This is a genomic window from Pseudarthrobacter sp. MOO14, from assembly GCF_058267675.1.
On the sequence record NZ_CM177849.1, the window covers coordinates 1,720,735 to 1,741,170 of the forward strand.

A 20,436-nucleotide genomic window follows, 5' to 3' on the forward strand; every position below is an offset into this window, starting at 1 on the left:
CATGGGCAAGTACTACTCCCCCACCGGCGGACTCCCGCCGCAGACCCACCTGACCACCGAGCGTGCCATCGTGACCGAGGCGTATACGGTGATCCCCAAGGGCGTCATGACGGACATCGTCACGTCCAACCTGCCCGGCTTTTCGAACACCCGGTCCTGGATCATCGCCCGTCCCATCTCCGGCTTTGCCACCACGTTCTCCCAGCTGATCGCGGAAATCGGCCCGGGCGGCGGGGCTCCCAAGGCCGAGTTCGAGGCCGGCGTCGAAGGCGTCATCTTCGTAACCCGCGGCAAGGTCAACCTCACCCTGGACGGCGAACTGCACCCGCTGGAGGAAGGCGGCTATGCCTACCTGGCCGCTGGTTCGGAGTGGGGCCTGGAGAACGTTTCGGACGACGTCGTGTCCTTCCACTGGATCCGCAAGGCCTACGAACGGCTTGAAGGATACGAGGCGAAGTCCTTCGTCACCAACGAGAAGGACGTGGAGCCCACGTCCATGCCGGACACGGACGACGTCTGGAAGACCACCCGGTTCACGGACTCCAACGACCTCGCCCACGATATGCAGGTGAACATCGTGACGTTCCAGCCCGGCGGCGTGATCCCGTTCCCGGAAACCCACGTCATGGAGCACGGCCTGTACGTCCTGGAGGGCAAGGCCATGTACCTGCTGAACAACGACTGGGTGGAGGTGGAAGCAGGTGACTTTATGTGGCTGCGCGCCTTCTGCCCGCAGGCCTGCTACGCCGGCGGGCCCGGCGAGTTCCGCTACCTGCTGTACAAGGACATGAACCGCCAGGTGAAGCTCACCTAGGCGCGCACTCCGGGCCTGCAAAGACAAAGCAGGGGCTGTTACGGAAGATCCGTCACAGCCCCTGCTTTGGTATCCAGGCACCCGGGCTCAGGCGCCCGGGTTAAGGACCACTTTGATACAGCCGTCTTCTTTTTTCTGGAACTTTTCGTACAGGGCGGGCGCGCCATCCAAGCCCGCACGGTGGGTGACCAGGTCCATTACGCCCAGAGGATCGTCGTCGTCCTCCACCAGGGGGAGCAAGCGGTCCGTCCAGTTACGCACGTTGCACTGCCCCATCCGGACCTGCAGTTGCTTATCGAACATGGTCAGCATGGGCAGCGGGCTGGCCTGGCCGCCGTAGACGCCGCTCAGCGACAGGGTGCCACCGCGGCGGACCGCGTCGATGGACGCATGCAGCGCGGCCAAACGGTCCACGCCGCCTGTCTCCATGGCTTTCTGCGCCAGTTTGTCCGGCAGCAGCCCCAGCGCCTGGTGTGCAAATCCTGCCAGGGGGGAACCGTGGGCTTCCATGCCGACGGCGTCCACCACCGCGTCCGGGCCGCGCCCAGCGGTCATCTCCCGGAGTTCGTCCCCAATGGTCTTGCCGTAGTCGAGCGTTTCCACGCCGTGCCGCGCCGCCATTGCGCGCCGTTCGGGGACGGGATCAATACCGATCACCCGGAAACCACGATGTACGCCAATGCGGCCGGCGAACTGGCCCACGGGTCCCAGCCCGAACACGGCAAGGGTGCCGCCGGCCGGGACATCCGCGTACTCCACGGCCTGCCAGGCGGTGGGCAGGATGTCGGAGAGGAACAGGTACCGCTCATCCGGAAGCTCCTTGCCAACCTTCACAGGACCGTAATCCGCGTGCGGCACACGCAGGTATTCGGCCTGGCCACCCGGAACGGAGCCGTAAAGCTCGGAATACCCAAACAGCGCCGCGCCGGAGCCCTGCTCCGTGACCTGTGTGGTTTCGCATTGAGACTGCAAGCCCTGCCTGCACATGAAGCACGTGCCGCACGAGATATTGAAAGGGACCACGACGCGGTCGCCTTTGCGGAGGTTGGTGACCCCGCTGCCCACCTCCTCCACGATGCCCATCGGCTCATGTCCAATGACATCGCCCTTGTGCATGTAAGGGCCCAGTACCTCGTACAGGTGCAGGTCGCTGCCGCAAATGGCCGTAGACGTGATGCGGACGATCGCGTCCGTCGGTTCCTGGATCACCGGATCAGGAACTTCCTCCACGCTTACAGAACGCTTGCCTTGCCACGTCAGTGCTTTCACAGTTTCCCTTTCTCACTGCTTTCCCTGGTGCAGTTCGGGTGGATCAGTTGCTCCCGCGCGCCAGCAGCCGGCCAATGGCGCTTGAGCCAAGGTTTTCCAGCAGGTGACGGGGGCTTTCATAGACCTCGACGGCGCCCGCGACCCTGAGTTCCGTCGCGCTGATTCCGCCGCAGGTGACGCCGATGGCGGGAATATCCAGCGCAGCAGCAGCCTTCATGTCCCACACGGCGTCACCGACATACACGGCGTTCGCGGCGTCGATTCCGAGCGCTTTCAGGGCCGCCGCGAGGATGTCCGGCGCAGGCTTGCTTTCCTCAGCGTCCTTGGAACTCGTGGCGGCATCGATAAAGGCGTCCGCGTCCAGCACGGAGCGCATTACCTGCAAGTCCCTTTCCCGGGCCGAGGACGCCAGTGCCACCGCCAAGCCGTCCGAGTGGCATTGCTCCAGGAGCTCCTTTGCCCCTGCGAAAGCACGCAGCGAGGGCCAGTGCGAGGCATACAGGGCGCCGTGGCTGGCCATGACGTCGTCGTCTTCGGAGCGGTCCCGGTCCGGCGGCAGGAGGTTGTCCACCAGGCGGGCGCCGCCCATGCCGACAAAGTGGTGGATGGCCGCCATCGGAACATCGTGTCCGTACTGGCGGAACGCGCCCCACCAGGCGAGCGTATGGATATAGGACGAGTCGATCAGCGTCCCGTCAACGTCAAAAAGGACTCCGTGGCGTCCATTGTCAGGCGGCAAAGAGGCTCCGGGCATCAGCCGACGGCCGTCCGCCGCACATCCGGCGCTTTTTTCCGTTTCGCCGCGTCTTCCTTCGGGGAGCTGACGGGCCGCACCCGCTCCCGTATCACCGAACCCGCGCCATCCAGGCTCTTGTCCCGAATGAGTCCCGTGCCCGCGATTTCCCTGGCCATGGCAATGCCTGCGACGGCCGCCCGTTTAGTCGGGAAAGTCACTGAAATGGCCATCAGGTTCCCGCTTCCGTCCATCATCCTGATCCGGTATCCGCCGTCAGGGGCATCCACGAGTTCAAAAAATCCGGCCACAACTATCACTCCTCCGTCAATCACGGCATTGTGCTGGGGAGCACTCCATGAGGTGTTAGTAAGTATACTTATCTATCCCGCGAAGGAGAAGTTGCGGCCCCGGCCCGCGCCGCCTCAGCGCGAGTCCGCCCCTTCCGGCGGAATGGGAGCGTCACTGCGCCGAACCGTATCCTGATGCAGCTCCAGGGCGCTAGTCACAAGGGCGAAGTGGCTGAACGCCTGTGGCGTGTTACCCAACTGGCGGCCGGCTTTGACCGCCCATTCTTCGCTCAGCAGCCCCACATCGTTGCGCAGTTCCAGCAACCGTTCGAACAGTTCCCGTGACTCTTCGTGTCGTCCGGCGCCGAGGAGCGCCTCCACCAACCAGAATGAGCAGGCCAGGAAGACGCCCTCATCCCCAGGCAAGCCGTCGTCGCTTTGTTCCGGCCGGTACCGGAGCACGAACCCGTCCTGGGTCAGCTCCTGTTGGATGGCCTCGATGGTCCCCACCACTTTGGGATCGTCCGGGGGCAGGAAGCCCACCCTGGGAATCAACAGCAGGCTGGCGTCCAGCTCAGGCCGGCCATAGGACTGGACGAATGTGTTGCGCTCCGCGTCGTAGCCGTTGGCCAGGATGTCCTGCCGGATCCGGTCCCGCAACGCCTCCCAGCGCTCCACCGGGCCAGGCAGCCCGGAGTCCCGCACTCCCTTGACCATCCGGTCCGCGGCCACCCATGCCATGACCTTGGAGTGCGTAAAGTGCCGGCGCGGCCCCCGCATTTCCCAGAGCCCGTTGTCCGGCTGGTCCCAGATGGTCTCCAGGTGCTCCATCAGGGCAATCTGGACGTCCCAGGCCTCGTCCGTGTGCTTGAGCAGCGAGTTCCGGGTCAGCGCCAGGCAGTCAAGGACCTCACCCCATACGTCCAACTGGAATTGCTCGGCCGCCGCATTTCCGATCCGCACCGGAGCGGAATTCTCGTAGCCCTTCAACCAGGGCAGTTCCATCTCCGGCAGCCGCCGCTCGCCGTGGATCCCATACATGATCTGCAGGTCCGCGGGGTCTCCTGCCACAGCACGGAGCAACCAGTCCCGCCAGGCGGCCGCTTCGGCCTTGTACCCGGCAGCCAGCAGCGCCTGGAGGGTCATGGTGGCATCCCGCAACCAGCAATAGCGGTAGTCCCAGTTGCGTTGGCCGCCCGGCTGTTCCGGCAGCGATGTTGTGACAGCGGCGACGATCCCCCCGGTGGGCGCGTAGGTGAGGGCCTTGAGGGTTACCAGGGAGCGCACCACGGCATCCTGGTACTTCCCCTGGACCGTGCATTGCGAGGACCAGCCCTGCCAGAACTCGAACGTGCTGTGCAGGACTTTTTCCGCCTCGACCGAAACCGGCCGGCCCACATGGCTGGGAGCCCACGTCAGTACGAACGGCACTTTCTCGCCCGCATTGACCGTGAAGTCGCTGACCGTATGCATGTTCTCGCCGTGCAAGGGTGCGGGGGTCACGAGGTAGACGGCGTCCGGGCCGGCGATGGCGTGCAGGCCGCGCTTGTCCTTGCGCACCCAGGGCACGATATGCCCATAGTCGAAGCGAAGCACCAACTCGCCGTGCATCTTTACGCTGCCGCTGACACCCTCGACGATCCGGACGATGTCGGCCACGGAGTCGCGGGGCGGCATGAAGTCTGTGACGCGAACCGTTCCGTCCGGCGTTTCCCACTCGGTATCCAGGATCAGGCTTCCGTCGCGGTAGCTCCGGCGGGTGCAGGTACCACCGCCTTCCGGAGCCAGCAGCCAGCGCCCGGCGTCCGGTGAGTCCAGCAAGGCGTTGAAACACGCAGGGGAATCGAACCGCGGCAGGCAGAGCCAGTCGATCGAACCCTCCTTGCTGATGAGGGCACCTGTGTGAAGGTCGCCAACGACCGCATAATCCTCAATTCGCGCCATGGCATTACCCTGCCACACAACACTGTAGGAACATCGAAGAATGGCAGTCCACATCGGTACCTCCGGCTGGAGCTACGACCATTGGGAGAACGTCCTGTACCCGCCCGGCCTGCCGGTCCGGGACCGGCTCCAACGCTATGCCGCCAGGTTCAGCACAGTTGAGCTGAATGCCAGCTTCTACCGCTGGCCCCGCGACACCACCTTCGCCGGCTGGAACAGGCGGCTGCCACCCGGTTTCAGCATGTCGGTCAAGGCTCCCCGCGGCCTTACCCACGCCCGCAAGCTGTACGCACCCGAAGTCTGGGTGGAACGCATCGCCCGGTGCTGGCATGAACTGGGGGACAAACGGGCTGTGCTCCTGGTCCAGCTGCCGCCGCAGTTGGGCCGCGACGACGCCCGGCTGGAGTACTTCCTGGCAGCGGTTCCGGAATGGATCCGGGTTGCCGTTGAGTTCAGGCACCCCAGCTGGGACTGCCCGGAGGTGTTTTCCCTGTTGGAGCGGCACCAGGCGGCCTATTGCATCATGAGCGGCGCCAACCTGCCGTGCATCCTGCGCGCCACCGCGCCATTTACCTATGTCCGCCTGCATGGTCCGGACCACGAGCACTTGTACGGCGGCTCCTACTCGGAGGCCGACCTGCACTGGTGGGCGGACCGGATCCGCGAATGGGACAGCGGCGGCCTGGACGTCTACGCGTACTTCAACAACGACGGCGGCGGGAACGCCGTGCGAAACGCCGAAACACTGCGTGGGATCCTCGGCGCCGGCTGATCCGAACTCCACGCTGTGGCAGAGTGGTGGCATGGACACGGCTCCCCAGCATCCGGCCCGGAAGACGGCACGCAAGCCCACGCAGGCGGTGCTGGCCCAGTACGCCCTCTCCGGGAACCAGGCCTTCCGGCTGGCCCACCGGGTCTCAGACGCGGTCAACAGCCTGCGGATCCGGCTGGCGAAGCGCTGGAATTTCGTGCCGCAGACCATCGCCTACCAGGGGTACGGTTCCACGACCCGGGTACGTGTGCTGGGCCGCGTGCTGCTGACGCAGAAGCCGCTGCCGGGAAGCCGGGCGGAGCGGGAAGCGAAAATCGGCAACCAGAACATCCGCGGCTGGCGTGCCTTCACCGGCGTGCCGCTGCAGTTTTCCGACGTCGAGATCACCATCGGCGACGTCGTCACCCACATGACCGCGGACCGGGGCGGACTGATCGACACCGAAGTGGACGTCCAGCTTCCCCCCGGCTGGCACACGGCGGTCCTGCGCGCTGAGGGAACCGAACCGGCCGAGGCGCTGATCCAGGTGATCGCACCGGAGGTGAAGTTCGGAATCGTCTCGGACATCGACGACACCGTCATGGTGACCGCGCTGCCCCGGCCCTTCCTGGCGCTGTGGAACACCTTCGTGCTCAGCGAACGCGCACGGATGGCCACTCCGGGCATGGCGGTGCTGCTGGACCGGCTGACCATCGAGCATCCCGATGCCCCCGTCATTTACCTGTCGACGGGCCCTTGGAATGCGGCCCCCACCCTGGGACGGTTCCTGACCCGCAACATGTACCCCAAGGGCGCGCTGCTCCTGACGGACTGGGGCTTGACCCAGGACCGATGGTTCCGGAGCGGCCAGGAACACAAGCGGGGGAACCTGGATCGCCTGGCGCAGGAATTCCCGGACATGCGGTGGCTCCTGATCGGTGACAACGGCCAGCACGATGAAGCCATCTATTCGGCGTTCGCCGCGGAAAACGCCGACAAGGTGGCGGCCATCGCCATCCGGCAGCTGTCCGTCAGCGAATCGGTGTTCGCCGGCGGCCACTCCGAAGACGGTGACCACACCTCATCAAAAGTTCCGTGGATCTACTCCCCGGACGGGGCAGGCATCGCCAAGCAACTGGCCATGCTGGACCTGCTCCGGGGCTGACCCCGAACCGGCCCGGCCCCGCACGGTCTAGGCGCTGGCACCCAGCGCCGCGCCGTCGTCGGGCGTTTCACTGCCGTCCAAGGCCCCCGGAACAACGGCCTGGGCGATGGCGGCATCCGCGGCCAAGGCGAGGTCGCGTTCCTCGATGAGCTCCTGGAACCAGAAGTAGGAGGCCTTGGGCGTCCGCTCCAGGGTCTCGAAATCCACGTGCAGGAGGCCGAACGGCTGCTTGTATCCGGCGGACCATTCGAAGTTGTCCAGGAAGGACCATACGTAGTAGCCGCGGAGGTCAACCGATTCGGCTTCGCCGCCGGGGGCCGTGGCCTTCAAGGCGGCCTCAAGGTGGTCGGAAATGTACTTCAGCCGGCGCTCGTCGGGAATGAACCTGGTATTGGTGGACTTGTCCCGGACAATGATGTCCTCAAAGCTCGCTCCACCCTCGGTAATGATCACCGGAGGCAGGTTGGGGTACCGCTCCGCCATCTCCTTCAGCGCGACCGCCATGAACTCGGGCTTGACCGGCCACCCGTAGGCGGTGATGTCCGCTTCAGGCCACGCCTCGACGTGGAACGGTGTGGCACCGCCGCCTGCTGCGTTGAGGTCGCTCCCCATCGCCTCCGCCATGCTCGCCGGCACCGCGCCGCTGCCGGGCCCCACGGCGACCTTGGTGGGCATGTAATAGTTCAACCCGTAAAAATCCAGGGGCTGCGAAATGATCTGCATGTCCTCCTCGGGATGCTCGAAGGAGCTGAAGAACTTGGCCGCCCGGATCACGTCCGGGTACTTGCCGGTCAGGACCGGGTCCGCGTACAGCCGGTTCTGGCCCAGGTCCATCAGGCCGGCGCTGAGCTTGTCCAGCGGGTTGATGGAGTTCGGCACCATGGGGGAATAGACGTTGGTCATGCCGATCTCTCCCGGCACCCCAGCGGCACGGAGTGCCTGGACCGCCAGGCCGTGGCCGAGCAGCTGGTGGTGGACGGTGGGGAATGCACCCAGGGCCAGCTCCTTGCCGGGTGAATGCACTCCCAGCGAGTAGCCGTTGGCGCTCACCGTTGCCGGTTCGTTGATGGTGACCCAGCGGGCCACCCGGTCGCCGAACGCATCGGCTACGAGGCCCGCGTACTCCCCCAGCCGGTAGGCCATGTCCCGGTTCATCCAGCCGCCCGCCTCGTCCAGCTCCAGCGGCGTGTCCCAGTGGTAGATGGTGGCCATGGGTGAGATCCCGTTGGCCAGGAGTTCATCCAGGAGCCGGTCGTAGAACGCCAGGCCCGCACGGTTTACCGGCCCGGTTCCGCCGGGCTGGATGCGGGGCCAGGAGAACGAGAAGCGGTACGAGTCCACGCCCAGCTGCTTCAGCAGGGCCACGTCCTGCGGCATGCGGTGGTAGTGGTCGGTGGCTATGGCCGGGCTTTGGTCCCCCACGATAGCCCCGGGCGTGGCGGCAAACACTTCCCAGCCGGACTTGCCGCGGCCGTCTTCGTCCAGCGCCCCTTCAATCTGGAATGCTGCGGTGGCGACGCCAAGCGTGAACCCCGGGGGGATAAGCGCTGCGAGGTCCTTGGCGGTTTTGTGCATGGAGGCCAGCCTTTGTTGCAGTGGTTCGGGTACGTCTCAGGATTACACAGCAGGGACAGGCTGACGAACATTAACTCCCTTGGCCGCCACGTTGGCTACTGCGAGCCGAAGAGGAACTCCTTGGCGTGCGCCACTGCCTTGCGGAAGGCGTCATTGCGCAGGGTCACCAGATGCTCTGCGTCGCCGTCGGACGGTTCCAGGTACCCGGTGTAGCCGGGCCGCAGGACCCAGATATCGCCGGCAGGTGGAAGGTAGAACACGCCGAAGGACCGTTGCTGCGCCTCATCGGCCGTCCAGATGGGGACCACAGCCAAGGCAGCACCGGTGGCCGGGTTGATCCACTGCGCCCGCGGCATGGGCTGCTCATGTGCTTCCGGGTCCAAAAACGGCGCAGTTCCCGGGCCCCACCGCTGCTCGAAGCGCTCATGGAATGCAGGAATCAGCGGTGAATCGTAGCGCCGCCACTCACTCATGGGGTTTCCGCCTCCTTGGATGAAGTCCTCTGTGCCCGCCAATGGCTGCCGGCGTCCCCACCCGATGGCAGGGACGCCGGCGCAGCGCCACGGATCCTAGGCGTCGATCTGCTGCATGCCGCCTTGTTGGGTCTGGATCTCGATCTTTCGCGGCTTGGCTTGCTGGGCAACCGGGATCCGCAGGGTGAGCACGCCTTGGTCGTAGGCGGCCTTGATCCTGTCGGTATCCAGGGTGTCGCCCAGGATCAGTTGGCGGCTGAACACGCCGCGTGGACGCTCGGACGCCACCAGTTCCACGTTGGGCTGCGTGGGGTCCTTGCGTTCGGCCCGCACCGTCAGGACGTTCCGTTCCACGTTCAGGTCCACGGAGTCCACGTCCACGCCGGGAAGGTCGAACGCCACCACGAATTCGCCGTCTTCCTGCCAGGCGTCCATCGGCATGGCTGCCGGGCGGGCGGCGGTTCCCAAAACCTGCTGCGCGAGCCGGTCCAGCTCACGGAACGGGTCCGTACGCATCAACATCATTTCCCACTCCTTCAGCTTCAAGGTGTCGGATATCCGGCCACCCACCACCTACTTATCTATGGTGGTGAATGTAGATTTTTTATAGCACCAGTGGGAAAATCGGGCAAGACCCTGTTGCGCGGATTTTTTGGGAGAACCCATGACGGAACCTGCAGGCGGCCGGCCCGGCCGCTCCCCCGGCCCACGCGCCCTGTACGCGATCTCGGTAGCGGCGGAACTGGCAGGCACCGGACAGCAGAACATCAGGCTGTACGAGGCGAAAGGTTTGCTGACGCCTGCCCGGACCGCAGGCGGCACGCGGCAATACAGCGAGGAGGACATCGCCGTGCTGCTTCGGATTGGCGAACTCCTCCAGGAAGGATTGAACCTCGCCGGTGTCGCCAAGGTCCTGGAGCTGGAGGCAGCAAACCTGAAACTGCACCGGGCGCTGAAACGGGCGCGGTCAAGGCCTTAGCGGGGCAGGAAGCCAACCGGCCGGTCGCGCCGGTTCACTCCTGCGGCGATTCCGCCTTGGAGAGCTCCCCGGTGATCGGTTCACCTTCGATCCTGGCCGTCCGCCAGGTGTCGAGGGCGATGACTCCGCCGAGGATCATCAGCGAGAGGGAGAACGACGCCAAGGTGTCAGTGGGCCAGTGGTAGCCCAGGTAAAGGCGGCTGGCGATCGCCAGGACAATTCCGATGCCGGCTCCAATAAATCCGAAAAGGGCTGCCCGCCGGCTGCGGCGCCGGGACACGATCAGGTACGCGCCCACCAGCAGGAAGTCGCAGGCACCCAGGACATGCCCGGATGGGAACGAGAACGTTTGGTCGGCACCGAACAACATCTGGTCCACCGGCGGCCGAGAGCGCTGCACGATGTGGAGGATGATCTGCGAAACGATCACCCCCGCCAGCATCGCGGACGCCAGCAGGATGGGCCGCCAGGCATGTTTGGCCGCGAAGCCCCAGACGAGGATCACCACCAGCACAATGATGGGCAGGGCGATGGGTCCAAAGAACACCGCCAGGAAAATCATGATGGCGGTGACGGTGCCCGAACGCGTGGTCAGCAGCCAGTCATGCACGGGTTCGTCGGCCACCGTCAATCCAGTGGACTGCACCACGCTGACAAGGATGGCGGTAAAGAGCGCCAGCCCCACTACGGAGAGGATGACCGACGCCCGGTACAGCCCGCGCCGGTCCGCCACGTCCACGTAGCGCTCCTCCACGACGAACTTCTCGTTGAAGGTATGCCACTTGCCGGCCTTGTGCTCCGCAACCCCGGACCCTGATGATCTCTGTACCAATGTGCTGCCTTGTCCCTGCGCCGTGATAAATGCTTAGGGCTGAACACTATCCCGGTGAAGGCCCATTCACTCCATCATGCGCCCGGCAATCGCGGCGGCCGCGGGAAAAACGCAGGCGCTACCCGATGCCGCCCGCCGTGCCGGCAGGAGCGGCTGCGTGGTTCCGCCAACTGTGCTCGGGTTCGAAGCCAAGCATGCGCCGGGCTTTGTCGATGGAGAGCATGGTTTCGTGTTCGCCCAGTTCCTTGGTGACCTTGACGCCGGGGAAGACCTCCGCGGCCAGGCTGGCGCTCGAGCGGCTCATAACGGTGTCTGCGTTGGCAATGATGAAGGCTTCAAAGCCGGGCTTTGCGTTCTCCAGTGCCCGGGCCACTGCCTGCGCACCGTCCCTGCCGTCGATGTAGCCCCATAGGTTCCACTTGCGCAGCGTTGCGTCCTCATCGAACGAGGGGAACCGCTCGTAGTCAGACTCGTCCATGACGTTGGAGAAACGCAGCCCGGTGATGCTCAGCTCCGGGTCCCAGCGGGTCAGTTCCACGGCCATCCGTTCCTCCAGCGTCTTCACCAGGGAATAGGTGCTCTCCGGCCGGGGAGGGTATTCCTCGTCCACCGGAATGTAGGGCGGGTCGACGTCGAACGGCAGGCCGAGCACGGTCTCGCTGGAGGCGTACACCACCTTCTTGATGCCGGCCCGTCGCGCTGCTTGGAAGACGTTGTAGGTGGAGAGCATGTTGTTCTCGAACGTCGCGGCGTCCGGAAGGATGCCAGGGGCGGGGATGGCACCAAGGTGCACCACGGCGTCGAATCCGTCGTGGCGGTCATCCACGCCCAGGAGCGCATCCACCACCTGGCCGTAGTTGCGCAGGTCCACCACCAGCAGGCCCGGGCTCCGGCTACCCGCGCGGTCCAGGTTGAGGACCTGGTGGCCGTCGTCGGTAAGCCGGCGCACCACGTGCCGGCCAAGTTTTCCGCTTCCGCCTGTAACCGCAATTCTCATCAGTGTTTCCTTCTGTTCGAGTCCACCATGCTTTGCTCCGGTCAGGATGGCCGTCGCGGTGCTGCCAGGAATTGTTCGACGGCGGCAATCGCCAATGCGGTAATCTCCCCCGGATCCCCGCTGCCGTTGACGGATACCAGGATTCCCCGGCCCGCGTACACCGAGACTACTTCATGCGTCTGGCGGTGGTAGAGGTCCAACCTGCGTCGGAAGACGTCGATGGTGTCGTCGGTGCGGCCTTGTTCCTGCGCCCGCCGGTGCATGCGCTCTTCCAGTTCGGCGTCGGGAGCGCGCAACTCGATGACAGCGTCCAGCCCGTGCCCCTGGGCGGCGAGCATACTGTCCAGTTCCGTTGCCTGCGGTGCCGTGCGCGGGTAACCATCGAGCAGGAAACCGTGGCTGACGTCGCCATCAAGGAGGCGGTCCTTCACGAGGGCATTGGTGAGGTGGTCGGGAACGAAATGGCCGCCGTCGAGGTATTCGGCAGCCTGGTTCCCCAGCTCCGTCTTCCGGCTGACGTTGCTGCGGAAGATATCCCCTGTGGACACCGCCGGGACCCCGAAGTGCCTGGCCAGGTGTTCAGCCTGGGTTCCCTTGCCGGAGCCCGGCGGGCCGATGATAAGAAGCCTGGTCATGTTCCTGTCCTCCCCGGCGGGCTGCCTTTGGGTTGGCGCCGCATCCGGTGGCCGGCTCCCGCTTCATTGTGCCGGTTACCCCCTGCATGGCGCCAGCGTCCGGGCTGTGACGGCGCAGCGGGCATGACGTTTCGCCTTCCTTGCGGATGTATATACTCTGGTTATCGGTTTAGCAGCGGGCCGTTGGAAAGTTCTTCGATCCAGCGACCATCACCGACTCCCCGCCCACATTGCGGGGCGTTTGTGTGTTGCCGGCTCGTTTTGACCTGAGCGAATGGCACCAAGAAACAGTGGCCAGCGAGTCAACAGCTAAACCCGATACATCCATAACCGAGTACCTGCATGAAATTGTCCTGGACAGCTCCGACGTCGAGGACTTCCTCAATGAGTTGGCGCAGGTCTCCGCGCGCAACCTCTCCGAACCCGGCGATGAGATGCTGTGCGCCGTCACCCTGCTCAGGCAGCGGAAGGGCACCACGGTAGCCAGCAGCAGCGATGAGGCACGGGTCATTGGACGGTTTGAGCACCGGTTCACCGAGACACCGGGCATGACTGCAGCAACTGCCCAGGAAACTGTCCACGTCCCGGATCTCAACGCTGATGGCCGCTGGCCCGACTACTCCTCAGCTGTGCAGGCAGAGGGGATCCGGTCCGTCGCGGCGCTCCCGTTCCGGCTGGAGGGCGACACCAAGGCAGCCTTGCTGCTCTACTCCGGCCGTGCGCACCGTTTCGAGGGCCGCATCATGAAATGCGCCGAGGATTTTGTCAGCCAGACCTCGCTGGCCCTGCGGCTGGCGATCCGCTTTGCGCACTTCAGCGAAACGGCGGCGAACCTCCGCGCCACCCTGGAAAGCCGGACCGTCATTGACATGGCCGTCGGGATCATCATGGCCCAGAACCGGTGCAGCCAGCAGGACGCCTTCGACATCCTGAAGACGGCGTCAAGCACCCGCAATTCCAAGCTTCACGATGTGGCCGCCGCCGTGGTCCACTCCCTGGGCCAGGGACCCGCGCGGACACATTACGACGGATAGGGCCAGGGCCCCGGAAACCCGGCACAGGGGCGATAGACTGTTGCCAACTTTTTCGCCGGGGGGCTTGGATGGAACAGCAGCGCACCTGTCTTGTCGTTGAAGACAACGACGACATCCGCGGACTGATTTCAATAGTCCTTTCACGTGCGGGCTTCGTAGTGAAAGCCGTTGGCACCGGGTCGGAAGCCATCGCCGCGGCGTCCGACCCAGGCATCGCCCTGGTCACCTTGGACCTGGGACTCCCGGACATGGACGGGCACGTGGTTGCCCGTGCCATCCGCGCCAGGAGCTCTGCCCCGTTACTCTTCCTCACGGCCCGCTCGGAGGGGGATGACGTCCTGGCAGGCATGGCGTCCGGGGCCGCCGCCTACCTCACCAGGCCATTCCACCCCAGGGAACTTGAAGCGCTGGCACGGCGGTTGTGCCCCACACCATTGGCAGAGGAGCCCAGCACCACCGGCACCTCCCTCTGCTGAGCGGAGCGGCATAGGGCGACGACGGGACTCCCGCCGCCGCCCCGAGGATTCCTTACTTGGAAAGGAACCCGAGCAATGCCTCGTTGACCTCTGCGGCGTGCGTCCAGAGCAGGCCGTGCGGCGCGCCTTCGATCTCGACGTATTCCGCCGTGGGCAACGCCTTGGCGAACTGCCGCCCGGTCGAGTCGATGGGCAGGATGTTGTCGGCGGTGCCGTGGACGATAAGGGCGGGAACATCGATCTTGGGGATGTCCTGCCGGAAGTCCGTCAGCCACGTGGGCTGGGCGGCAACGGACGCGGTGGCACCGGCACCGGCGGCGAGGTTCCAGCTGGCGTCGACGGCTTCCTGGCTGAGGCGCGGAGTGCCCAGGAAGGTGTCCGAGTTGTAGAAATTCTTGAAGAATTCGGTGAAGAACGCATACCGGTCGGCATTAACCGCGGCCTTGAGGCCGTCAAAAACGTCCTGCGGAACGCCGTCAGGATTGTCGTCGGTCTTGAGCAGGTAGGGCTCCAGGGATCCGAGGAATGCGGCGCGGGCCACCCGCGCCGAGCCATAGGTGCCAAGGTAGCGGCCCACCTCGCCGGTGCCCATGGAGAAGCCCACCAGCACCACGTTGTCCAGGTCCAGGGTGGTCAGCAGGATGTTGAGGTCTGCCGCGAAGGTGTCGTAGTCGTAGCCGTCGGCAGGCTTGCTGGACTTGCCAAAGCCGCGGCGGTCGTAGGTGATGACCCGGTAGCCCGCGCCAAGGAGCGCGGCAGTCTGTTTTTCCCAGGACGATCCGTCCAGCGGGTAGCCGTGGATAAGCACCACGGGCTGGCCCGAACCGTGATCCTCGTAGTAGAGCTCGATGTCGGTGCTGTTCTCCGTACCAACGGTAATGAAAGCCATCGGGGTAAATTCCTTTCGAGACTGGCCGAAGCGGCCGGCGTCACGCCGTGCCCGTACCCCTCCTACTGTAGGTGGCCGTGCTGGCTCGCCCGCGATGGCCGTCCGACAGACAGGCGTGCAGTGCGTCCGGGTCCGCGTTGTGACACTATATGCGCATGAATGCAGATAAGAATGCTTGCTCGCTGGGGACGGACAGCCAGTACGTGGAGTTGGCCGTGGAGGTCTTCTCGATGCTGGCTGACGCCACGAGGGTGCGGATCATCCTTGCCCTTCGCGACGGCGAAATGGCAGTGGGCGCCTTGGCCGACACGGTAGGCAAATCCCCCGCTGCCGTGTCCCAGCACCTGGCCAAAATGCGGCTGGCCAGGATGGTATCCACCCGGCAGGACGGGACGCGGGTGCTGTACCGGCTGGAGAACGAACACGCCCGGCAATTGGTGGCTGACGCCATTTTCCAGGCCGAACACGCACTCGGCGGCGAACCGGCGCACCACCGCGCACCCGCCCACCACGCACAAGGGAGCGCCTCATGACCGGGCCGCACCAGGAATCAACGCATGCGCACAGCCATCACGACAACGTCCACGCCGGCCACCATCACCACCACGACGACGATGCGCACAATCACGACCACCACCACGGGCACGGGCACGGGCACGGGCACGGGCACGACCACGACCACGACCACGGGCACCATCACCATTCCGGTTTCAAAGGATGGCTTTTCGAGCTGTTCGTGCCGCACACCCACGATGCCGCGGATTCCATCGATGACGCCATGGAGGCCAGCACGGAGGGCATCCGGGCGCTGAAGATCAGCATGTTCGTCCTGCTGGCCACCACGCTGCTGCAGTTCCTGGTGGTCCTGTTCAGCAGTTCCGTGGCCCTGCTCGCGGACACCATCCACAACTTCTCCGACGCCCTGACCGCAGTGCCACTGTGGATCGCCTTCATCCTGGGGCGCAGGGCCGCGACCCGCCGGTACACATACGGGTACGGCCGGGCAGAAGACCTCGCCGGCCTGTTCATCGTGGCTGTAGTGGCCCTTTCCGCCATCGTGGCGGGCTGGCAGTCCGTTGACCGGCTCATCCATCCGCAGGCCCTGCAAAACCTGGGGTGGGTCATGGCGGCGGGCCTTATTGGCTTCGCCGGCAACGAGGCGGTGGCAATCTACCGCATCCGGGTGGGCCGCAGGATCGGTTCTGCGGCACTCGTGGCGGACGGTGTGCACGCCAGGACGGACGGCTTCACGTCGCTGGCCGTGGTGATCGGCGCCATTGGCGTCATGCTTGGTTTCCCCTTGGCGGACCCGATCGTGGGATTGGCCATTTCCGCCGCCATCATGGTGCTCCTGTGGGGGACGGTCCGCAGCATCGGGCGGCGGCTCATGGACGGCATCGAGCCGGAACTGGTGGAGCTCGCCGAGGCCGCACTCGGAGGGACTCCCGGGGTCCTCGCGGTCCGGCAGCTGCAGCTGCGGTGGTCCGGCCACCGGCTGCAGGGGACTGCCCGCCTGGAACTGGCCGAAACCGGGTTGTCGCAGGCGGCAGAGACCCTGGAGCGCGCCGAGCACCGGCTCCGGCACGCCCTGCCGAAACTGGACCACATGCTCCTGGCGCCGGAAGCCCGGCGCTAGGGCCCAAACGCAGGAAGTGACCCCGCCGGATTTCGCCGGCAGGGTCACTTTTTGCGTCGTGTGTGGTTCCTAGGCCCGGGCAGCCTTGCCGGGCAGCGCCAGCTTGAACACCTTCGCCCAAGACGAACCCACCTGCTTGAGCAGCGGACCGGTGGTGTATTTCAGGCCATAGCGCTGGCAGATCTCGCGGACCCTGGGGGCCACCTCCGCGTACCGGTTGGAGGGCAGGTCCGGAAAGAGGTGGTGCTCGATCTGGTGCGACAGGTTGCCGGTCATGAGGTGCATGAACCGGGAGCCCGAAATGTTGGCGGAGCCGATCATCTGGCGAACGTACCAGTCGCCCCGGGTTTCACCCTCCACCATTTCTTCGGTGAAGGTGTCGGTGCCTTCCGGGAAGTGGCCGCAGAAGATGACGGCGTGGGCCCACACGTTGCGGATGGCGTTCGCGGCGATCGTGCCGAACAGGGCCTGCTTGGCGGAGCCGGTGAGCATCGCGAGCGCAGGGGTGGCAGCGTAGTCCTTGGTGAATTGGGTGATCACCTTGCGGCCGAGGGCCTTGAGGTCCTTGAGCAGGGCCTCTTTGGACTTGGTGCCTTCCTTGTATTCGGTCAGCTCGAGATCGTAGACGGCGATCCCCCACTCGAACACCGGCGCAAGGATCGCATTGAACAGCGGGTTGGCCAGGTTGATGGGCTTCCACGGCTGGTTCTCATCCATCCGGAGGAGGTTGTATCCGACGTCGTTGTCCTTGCCCACCACGTTGGTCCAGCGGTGGTGGAGGTCATTGTGCGTGTGCTGCCAGGAGCGCGACGGGGTAACGAAGTCCCACTCCCACGTGGTGGAGTGGATATCCGGATCCCGCATCCAGTCCCACTGTCCGTGCAGGATGTTGTGGCCGAGCTCCATGTTTTCCAGGATCTTGGCCAGGCTCAGGAGCGTGGTGCCGGTAACCCAGGCTGCTTTGTTCTTGCTGACCAGCAGGGCGGCCCGGCCGGAGATTTCAAGCCCGCGCTGGATCTTGATCATGCGGCGGATGTAAGCGGCGTCTTCCGCACCGCGCTTTCCAAGGATTTCGTCCCGGATGGCGTCGAGCTCACGGCCGAGCTCCGCCACTTGTTCGTCGCTGAGGTGCGCTGCCGCCGGGGGCCGGACCGTGGGGCTGCCGGATTCTGCGAGCTTGCCGGGGCGCGTTCTTGAGCTTCCCGTGGCCGTGGCCTTGGCGGGTGAGATTACTGACATACCGTGGTGCTCCTCAGATTTCGAGGTTGACGGGTCCGGCGGCTGCCGAGACACACGTTTGGATAAGTTCGCCGGGTTCGCCATGGACTTCCCCGGTGCGGAGGTCGCGGACCTGGCCGGCCAGGAGCGGGGTGAGGCAGCTGTGGCAGATACCCATCCGGCAGCCACTGGGCATCAGGACCCCGGCGTCCTCGCCGATGTCCAGGATGGGGGTGTCGCCGTCGGCCTCCACCTCCCGGTCGGAGGCCTCAAAGGTGACCAGGCCGCCGTCGTGGCCTACACCGGCGTTGAAGGTGGTGTTGAAGCGTTCGATCATCAGGTTGCCGGCGTCTCCGGCCACTGCGACGTCGGTCCCGGGCGCGCCGGTGGTCAGGGCTGCCCGCTTCCACAGCGCTTCGGCGTCGTCCAGGAAGCTGTCCGGGCCGCAGGCGTAGGCTGACCGTTCCTTCCAGTCGGGACAGATCTCGTCCAGCTCCCGGGTGCTGGAGAAGTCCATCCGGCCCTGTTCGCCCGTGTACCAGTGCGCCAGCCGGAAATTCGGGAACTGGTCCGCCAACTCGGCCAGTTCCTCGCGGAAGAGGCTGTCACCCGGGGTGCGGGCGGAATGGACCAGGACGACGTCGGCATCAGGCCGCCGCGGGACAAGGGTGCGGATCATGGACATCACCGGGGTGATGCCACTGCCGGCCGTGACCATGAGCAGGGGCCTGGGGTGCTCAGGAAGAACAAAATCACCCTGCGGCGGGGCAAGGAACAAGACGTCGCCCGGCTTGGTGGTGCGCACCAATGTGCCGGAAACAGCTCCGACATCGGTGACGGTGATGGCGGGGTCCTTGCCCGCCGGGGCGCTGAGGGAGTACGAACGCCAGTGGCGTACGCCGTCGAGTTCGACGCCGATGCGCGCCCACTGCCCGGCAAGGTGCGCCTTCCAGCCGCGCCCGGGACGGAAAAAGATCGTGGCCGACTGGGCCGTCTCCTGGACCACGCGGGTCACGACGCCCCGAAGCTGCCGGGCCGAGTAGACAGGGTTGAACAGGGACAGAATGTCCTCTGGCGCCAGAGGCGTGGTCAGCACAGAGGCCGCTTGGGCCAGCTGTCGTAGCCGGATCATGCGATCAAGCCTAAGGCGGTGTGAGCCATATTTCTCTCTCTCCGTCATATGACCGTTCCGCAGTCACACAGTAGTAGGGGCGCGAAGCCCCCACCACGCTCTTCAAGAGTAACGGTTAGGTCTCACGGAAAGTTCCCCGGCGTCAGCGGCGGCGCCATCCCAGGGCCGGCGCGACGTGTTCCACGATGGTGCCCAGGAGCTTGGAGTTGTACTCCACGCCCAGCTGGTTGGGGACGGTCAGCAGCAGCGTATCGGCCGCCTGCACTGCCGTGTCTGCCGCCAGCTGCTCCGCCAAGAGGTCAGGTGCGCCAACATAGCTCTTGCCGAACCTTGCGGTGAAGCCGTCAATCACGCCCACCTGGTCGCGGCCGTCGCGGAGCGCGCTGCCCGCAAAGTAGTAGCTGTCCTCGTCATCCACGATGGGAAGGACGCTGCGGCTGACCGACACCCGTGGAGGGCGTGTGTGTCCTGCCGCGGCCCACGCCTCCCTGAACAGCTGGATCTGTTCAGCCTGGAGTTCATGGAACGGAACGCCGGTGTCCTCCGTGAGCAGGGTGGAGCTCATCAGGTTCATGCCGAGTTCAGCAGCCCACACCGCGGTCTTCCGGCTGCCTGCACCCCACCAGATCCGGTCCGCCAAACCGGGCGACTGGGGCTGGACGGGCAGGAGTCCGGTGGCACCGCCGGCGTACCGGGGGTCTGCCTGGGCCACGCCCGCACCCGTGATGGCCTGGCCGAAAGCCGCCGTATGGCGCCGGGCCATGTCCGCGTCGGTCTCCCCGGGCTCCGGCCGGTATCCGAAAGCCGAAGCGCCGTTCCGGGCAGGTTCGGGTGAGCCGCGGCTGATTCCCAGCTGCAGCCTGCCGCCACTGATCAGGTCTGCCGCAGCCGCTTCCTCCGCCATGTACAGCGGATTCTCGTAGCGCATGTCAATAACGCCTGTGCCGATTTCCAGCTTGCTGGTGCGCGCGGCTATGGCAGAAAGAAGTGGGAACGGGGAGGCCTGCTGGCGGGCGAAGTGATGGACACGGAAAAATGCGCCGTCAACTCCGAGTTCTTCGGCGGCTACCGCAAGATCAATCCCCTGGAGCAGGGCGTCGGCCGCTGTCCGGGTACGGGAACCCTGTCCGGGACCCCAGTGGCCGAAGGAAAGAAATCCGATGCGCTCCATACTTTCCCCCAACCGCGCGGCAGCCTGCCGAATTCCCGGCTGGCATGATGGCTGCGTGGATATTCCTGAAGGAACCGTCAGTGTCTTCAAGACGATTGTGCTGTTCGTCCTCGCCGCCGCAGCCGAAATCGGGGGCGCATGGCTGGTATGGCAGTCCGTCCGCGAGGGCAGGGACTGGTGGTGGGCCGGACTGGGCGTGATCGCCCTGGGCGCCTACGGCTTTGTGGCCACCCTCCAGCCCGACGCGCACTTCGGCCGGATCCTGGCGGCGTACGGCGGAGTGTTCGTGGCCGGTTCCCTGGCCTGGGGCATGGCGTTCGACGGTTTCCGTCCTGACCGGTGGGACATTGCGGGGTCCGTGGTGTGCCTGCTGGGCGTAGCACTGATCATGTTCGCACCGCGGAGCGGAGCGTGACGGGTAGC

At 65.3% G+C, this 20,436-nt stretch carries 23 protein-coding genes; 9 read left to right on the plus strand and 14 right to left on the minus strand.

Features of this window, described 5'->3' with window-relative positions:
- The first annotated feature begins 1 nt into the window (after position 1).
- Positions 2-814, plus strand: a complete 813-nt coding sequence (locus AC4EEV_RS08080) for a bifunctional allantoicase/(S)-ureidoglycine aminohydrolase (RefSeq protein ID WP_491330609.1) — start codon at positions 2-4, stop codon at positions 812-814.
- A gap of 87 nt (positions 815-901) precedes the next feature.
- On the opposite strand, the gene AC4EEV_RS08085 is transcribed toward AC4EEV_RS08080, so the two are convergent.
- The 4 genes from AC4EEV_RS08085 to AC4EEV_RS08100 form a co-directional block, all read right to left on the minus strand.
- Entirely contained in the window at positions 902-2,083 is a 1,182-nt protein-coding gene (locus AC4EEV_RS08085; RefSeq protein WP_026264394.1) for a zinc-dependent alcohol dehydrogenase, read from the minus strand.
- A gap of 43 nt (positions 2,084-2,126) precedes the next feature.
- Positions 2,127-2,837, minus strand: coding sequence for an HAD family hydrolase (locus AC4EEV_RS08090; protein ID WP_491330610.1), 711 nt, complete (start codon positions 2,835-2,837; stop codon positions 2,127-2,129).
- Entirely contained in the window at positions 2,837-3,127 is a 291-nt protein-coding gene (locus AC4EEV_RS08095; RefSeq protein WP_018761050.1) for a YegP family protein, read from the minus strand. The genes AC4EEV_RS08090 and AC4EEV_RS08095 overlap by 1 nt, the downstream gene beginning before the upstream one ends.
- Before the next feature lie 114 nt (positions 3,128-3,241).
- Entirely contained in the window at positions 3,242-5,050 is a 1,809-nt protein-coding gene (locus AC4EEV_RS08100) for a glycoside hydrolase family 15 protein (RefSeq protein WP_491330611.1), read from the minus strand.
- A gap of 40 nt (positions 5,051-5,090) precedes the next feature.
- On the opposite strand from AC4EEV_RS08100, the gene AC4EEV_RS08105 reads away from it, so the two are divergent.
- Both AC4EEV_RS08105 and AC4EEV_RS08110 read left to right on the plus strand, forming a co-directional pair.
- Positions 5,091-5,822 carry a DUF72 domain-containing protein gene (locus tag AC4EEV_RS08105; RefSeq protein WP_133831725.1) on the plus strand — a complete coding sequence of 244 codons (732 nt, stop codon included), beginning with the start codon at positions 5,091-5,093 and terminating at the stop codon, positions 5,820-5,822.
- A 31-nt stretch (positions 5,823-5,853) separates the two neighbouring features.
- Positions 5,854-6,966 (plus strand): App1 family protein phosphatidate phosphatase, encoded by a 1,113-nt coding sequence (locus tag AC4EEV_RS08110; protein ID WP_491330612.1) that lies wholly within the window; start codon positions 5,854-5,856, stop codon positions 6,964-6,966.
- Positions 6,967-6,993: 27 nt separating this feature from the next.
- Here the strand turns inward: AC4EEV_RS08110 and AC4EEV_RS08115 are convergent, their stop codons facing one another.
- The 3 genes from AC4EEV_RS08115 to AC4EEV_RS08125 all read right to left on the minus strand — a co-directional run bounded on the left by AC4EEV_RS08115 (position 6,994) and on the right by AC4EEV_RS08125 (position 9,536).
- Positions 6,994-8,541, minus strand: coding sequence for a glycoside hydrolase family 1 protein (locus AC4EEV_RS08115; protein ID WP_491330613.1), 1,548 nt, complete (start codon positions 8,539-8,541; stop codon positions 6,994-6,996).
- 95 nt (positions 8,542-8,636) lie between these two features.
- On the minus strand, positions 8,637-9,014 hold the full coding sequence (locus AC4EEV_RS08120; RefSeq protein ID WP_018761045.1) for a hypothetical protein: 378 nt from the start codon (positions 9,012-9,014) through the stop codon (positions 8,637-8,639).
- A 96-nt stretch (positions 9,015-9,110) separates the two neighbouring features.
- Positions 9,111-9,536, minus strand: coding sequence for an Hsp20/alpha crystallin family protein (locus AC4EEV_RS08125; protein WP_026264393.1), 426 nt, complete (start codon positions 9,534-9,536; stop codon positions 9,111-9,113).
- A 142-nt stretch (positions 9,537-9,678) separates the two neighbouring features.
- Between AC4EEV_RS08125 and AC4EEV_RS08130 the strand changes: the two genes are divergently transcribed.
- Positions 9,679-9,993: a MerR family transcriptional regulator gene (locus AC4EEV_RS08130; RefSeq protein WP_018761043.1), complete on the plus strand. Its 315-nt coding sequence runs from the start codon at positions 9,679-9,681 to the stop codon at positions 9,991-9,993.
- Positions 9,994-10,027: 34 nt separating this feature from the next.
- On the opposite strand, the gene AC4EEV_RS08135 is transcribed toward AC4EEV_RS08130, so the two are convergent.
- From AC4EEV_RS08135 to AC4EEV_RS08145, 3 genes are all read right to left on the minus strand, one after another.
- Positions 10,028-10,825, minus strand: a complete 798-nt coding sequence (locus AC4EEV_RS08135) for a phosphatase PAP2 family protein (RefSeq protein ID WP_285319795.1) — start codon at positions 10,823-10,825, stop codon at positions 10,028-10,030.
- Between the two features lie 118 nt (positions 10,826-10,943).
- Positions 10,944-11,822, minus strand: a complete 879-nt coding sequence (locus AC4EEV_RS08140) for an NAD-dependent epimerase/dehydratase family protein (protein ID WP_018761041.1) — start codon at positions 11,820-11,822, stop codon at positions 10,944-10,946.
- A gap of 41 nt (positions 11,823-11,863) precedes the next feature.
- Positions 11,864-12,457: an adenylate kinase gene (locus AC4EEV_RS08145; protein WP_109045732.1), complete on the minus strand. Its 594-nt coding sequence runs from the start codon at positions 12,455-12,457 to the stop codon at positions 11,864-11,866.
- A gap of 290 nt (positions 12,458-12,747) precedes the next feature.
- On the opposite strand from AC4EEV_RS08145, the gene AC4EEV_RS08150 reads away from it, so the two are divergent.
- Both AC4EEV_RS08150 and AC4EEV_RS08155 read left to right on the plus strand, forming a co-directional pair.
- Positions 12,748-13,491: a GAF and ANTAR domain-containing protein gene (locus AC4EEV_RS08150; protein ID WP_133831729.1), complete on the plus strand. Its 744-nt coding sequence runs from the start codon at positions 12,748-12,750 to the stop codon at positions 13,489-13,491.
- 68 nt (positions 13,492-13,559) lie between these two features.
- The gene (locus AC4EEV_RS08155; protein ID WP_491330614.1) at positions 13,560-13,967 is read left to right on the plus strand and encodes a response regulator transcription factor; all 408 of its coding nucleotides are present in this window, start codon (positions 13,560-13,562) and stop codon (positions 13,965-13,967) included.
- Between the two features lie 52 nt (positions 13,968-14,019).
- On the opposite strand, the gene AC4EEV_RS08160 is transcribed toward AC4EEV_RS08155, so the two are convergent.
- Complete coding sequence (locus AC4EEV_RS08160) at positions 14,020-14,856, minus strand: alpha/beta fold hydrolase (protein ID WP_491330615.1); 837 nt, start codon at positions 14,854-14,856, stop codon at positions 14,020-14,022.
- A gap of 155 nt (positions 14,857-15,011) precedes the next feature.
- On the opposite strand from AC4EEV_RS08160, the gene AC4EEV_RS08165 reads away from it, so the two are divergent.
- Both AC4EEV_RS08165 and AC4EEV_RS08170 read left to right on the plus strand, forming a co-directional pair.
- Complete coding sequence (locus AC4EEV_RS08165) at positions 15,012-15,389, plus strand: ArsR/SmtB family transcription factor (RefSeq protein ID WP_081624115.1); 378 nt, start codon at positions 15,012-15,014, stop codon at positions 15,387-15,389.
- Positions 15,386-16,492, plus strand: a complete 1,107-nt coding sequence (locus tag AC4EEV_RS08170) for a cation diffusion facilitator family transporter (RefSeq protein ID WP_491330616.1) — start codon at positions 15,386-15,388, stop codon at positions 16,490-16,492. The genes AC4EEV_RS08165 and AC4EEV_RS08170 overlap by 4 nt, the downstream gene beginning before the upstream one ends.
- A 69-nt stretch (positions 16,493-16,561) precedes the next feature.
- Here AC4EEV_RS08170 and AC4EEV_RS08175 read toward each other — a convergent pair whose 3' ends face one another.
- The 3 genes from AC4EEV_RS08175 to AC4EEV_RS08185 form a co-directional block, all read right to left on the minus strand.
- On the minus strand, positions 16,562-17,731 hold the full coding sequence (locus AC4EEV_RS08175) for a fatty acid desaturase family protein (RefSeq protein WP_109045728.1): 1,170 nt from the start codon (positions 17,729-17,731) through the stop codon (positions 16,562-16,564).
- A 13-nt stretch (positions 17,732-17,744) separates the two neighbouring features.
- Positions 17,745-18,842, minus strand: a complete 1,098-nt coding sequence (locus AC4EEV_RS08180) for a ferredoxin reductase (protein WP_026264392.1) — start codon at positions 18,840-18,842, stop codon at positions 17,745-17,747.
- 142 nt (positions 18,843-18,984) lie between these two features.
- Entirely contained in the window at positions 18,985-20,013 is a 1,029-nt protein-coding gene (locus tag AC4EEV_RS08185; protein WP_491330617.1) for an LLM class flavin-dependent oxidoreductase, read from the minus strand.
- Positions 20,014-20,068: 55 nt separating this feature from the next.
- On the opposite strand from AC4EEV_RS08185, the gene AC4EEV_RS08190 reads away from it, so the two are divergent.
- Positions 20,069-20,428 carry a YnfA family protein gene (locus AC4EEV_RS08190; protein ID WP_018761030.1) on the plus strand — a complete coding sequence of 120 codons (360 nt, stop codon included), beginning with the start codon at positions 20,069-20,071 and terminating at the stop codon, positions 20,426-20,428.
- Positions 20,429-20,436 lie beyond the last annotated feature (8 nt).